General features: G+C 60.8%; 2 protein-coding genes. Both read left to right on the top strand.

Annotated features, from left to right (window positions below; genetic code table 11):
- Nucleotides 1-1,043: hypothetical protein (locus KKA81_17340; GenBank protein MBU2652694.1), on the top strand; the 1,043-nt coding region annotated here is incomplete at its 5' end.
- Nucleotides 1,044-1,254: 211 nt separating this feature from the next.
- On the top strand, nucleotides 1,255-2,888 hold a 1,634-nt coding region (locus KKA81_17345), incomplete at its 3' end, for a hypothetical protein (GenBank protein MBU2652695.1).

Raw genomic sequence — 2,888 nt, forward strand, 5'->3', positions numbered from 1 at the left:
ACCTTGCAGCGCCAGCGGCCAAGTTCATCGCATCCTGCAACAATGTAATCTACGCCGCGTGTCTGGACTACATCGAGGGCGAATGGAAGCGGCCCCGGGCGCTAGCCTGTTCGACGCGCAACTGGCCGAACCAGTGGCCTGCCGTTCAGGATTACCCGGATGATGGGGAGGAGTGGGATGGATTTGCCGTCACCGGAGAGGAGATCACCGGGCTGGCCACATGGCGGGAGATGGTGGTCGTCTTTTTCGATTCGGAGACATTCCTGATGGCAGGTGATCTCGCCGGAGCGAGAATACCCATCTTTCTCGCTCCCGTAGGTTGCCTCAGCAATCGAACAATCGCCTCCGACAACCTTGGTATCTACTGGTCGGCACGTGACGGCTTCTACTACTTCGATGGGTCGGGCCTGGCTAATATCAGCAGGGATGCCATAAACGAAGAAGATATTGACCTGACGAAACCGCATGATGCCTGGTGCGATGGGGAGCGCTACATTTGCCACTGCTATTATCAAGGTGTACCGAGCCTTTTGATTTACGATACGGAGCGGAAGGCATGGGTCGCCCGCCGTCTTGTCGGTATGGTAGGCGGGCTTGAACGAGCGCTTTCGGTCGTCTCCATTGTGCGGGATGGGGCGCGGGGCCAGGTCTTCGGCCTGACTGAAGCGCGCAAGTTGGTGCGGCTGTGCAGCGGGGATGCTTTCGAGACCGATTTTGGGGCAGGCAATCCGATCTTTACTATCGAGACGGCAGAATTGGGTCTAGGTATGCCGGGCCGCGATACGGTGGTTGAAGAGCTGCTTGTCGATCTCAACCCGGCGGCGGCGGCTTCTTTAACGGCTGTAGTGACAGGCAGGGGCCGCAAGCAAGAAACGACAACAAAAGAGCTTCCTGTAACTCTGGGGGCGGTGACTTACGAGCTTCCCTGCGGGATTCCGTGCAGAGTGGCCAAGGTGAAGATTTCGGCGGCGATGCTCAAAAGTCAGTGTCCTGAAGTTCATGCGCTTGCCTTTACTACACCGGAGGAGGCCCCCGCGAGATGAGAGCCTTTGATCGCAAGCCTCGCATAACTCCGCCGTCTCGCTTGTTTGGTAAGCTGCTCGACCCGGAGTGGGCTGCCTACCTCGGCGCATTGTCCCGATCTGCTGGCGTCGCCGCGCGGGTCATGGATACGACGGGCAGGGAACTGCCGGTCTACTACGACGAGAATACGGGAAACCTCGTCGTAGTTACCGGCGAATAAGGAGACCGCAAATGGGATTCTCTCTGAAGAAGCTATTGAAAATGCCAAAGAAGCCGTTTAAGAGCTGGCTGAGGACCGCCACAAAGGTTTTGCCACTGCTAGCGATCCCCGGTGTAGGGGGCCTTCTGGGGAAGGCTGGAGGGCTTCTTGGGGGCACTTTTGGCAAATTTCTGGGCGGGGCCGCGAAGGTAAGCGGCGCACTGGGCAAGTATGCGCCCGTGCTTGGCGCTCTCCAAAGCGCGAGAGCATCCCGCGAGTATGAGAAACAAACAGGCCGAGCCGCAGGGACCATAGGGGGCGTGGGAGAAGCGGCGAGGGCCGCCGCTACGGAGGCGGCTGGCCGGGGGCAGGCGCGCATCGAGGAGCAGCTTAAAGCGGGCAGGGGGCTTGCCGACTGGCGGGAACGGATGGTAGGCGAGATAAAAGGTGCGGGGACGACCGCCGGATCCGCGCTGCGCAGGGCCAGTGAACGGGCTGCTGGCGGGCTTACTTATCTGGCGCCGGAGTTTGAGCAGAAGACGGTGAAGGCGGCAGAAGACTACGCGGCAGCGATGAGATACGCCGCTCAGATTGCCGATCCGCAGGAACGGGCGGCGGCAGAGGATTACGCGCTTAAGGTAAAAGAGGCGGCGACAAAATATGGGACTGAGTTCCGAGGGGCGACAGGAAAAGCCGGAGCAGATGTTAGGGCCATCGCCGAGAGGACGGGCTTACCGGCTGCGAAGGCGCTTGAAGAACTCTACCCTCAGATGTTCTCAGAAGTTCAGAGGGGGCCGTCTACGGCTCTCTCTCCCGGTGTCGCGGCGGCTCAACGGGTGACTGAAGCGCAACTTGCGGAGGATGCCGCGCGCGAGGCGAAGATGGCAGCCTTCACCCAGGGCCGCTACAGTCCGGCAAGAGGCGCGGCGGCAGCGGCGAAAGTAAGGGCGGCGGCACGCAAGTCGCTTGCGGAGAGCCGGGCGGGATACGCGGTTACCGGAGAAGAACAGGGCCGGGCAACATGGCAAGCAAAACTGGGGGGTTACGAGACGGTGGCGCGGCTGACACAGCCGGAGGTCGCCGCGCTTAGGGAGGCGACCAAGATAGCGGCGGACTACGCGGTTATGGGGGCGCGCGAAGCTGGAGGGACAGAACTTGAAGCAAGCCAGAACGCTGCCTTGGCCATGAAGAACGCGCTTGATAAGGTAGCACAGCGGGGGTTTGATATAGCAGCGGTAAACTCCTGGAAACTCTTTGAAGCTCGAAACGAAGCGGCGAGGACGGGAGTTGATCTAGGGCGGTTGGCCGTTGAGTACAACTTTAACGCTGCTGAGAAGGCCGCCCTCAAGGCTTATGAGGCCGAAGAGCGGGCGCTTACGACAGGGCTGACCTCCGCGCAAGCGCAGTATGAAACCGAACTTGGCGCGGCCCAGCGGATTGCGGAGCTTGGTCTACAAGGGGCGCAGATAGGCGGCGGCTACGGGTTGCAAGGCGCTATAGGCGCAGGCGCGATTAGCGCGCCCGCCGCTTTGGAAACGGCAAAAGGGAAGGGCCAACTCTGGGGTGGAATCTTCGAAGCGGCAATGGCAGGGCTTGGGAAGAAAAGGCCCGTGAAGAACACCCCGATACGAAGTTCCTTCCCGACCGTGCCCCTTACGGGTCCTGC

The sequence above is a fragment of the Bacteroidota bacterium genome, assembly GCA_018831055.1.
GTDB lineage: Bacteria > Bacteroidota > Bacteroidia > Bacteroidales > B18-G4 > M55B132.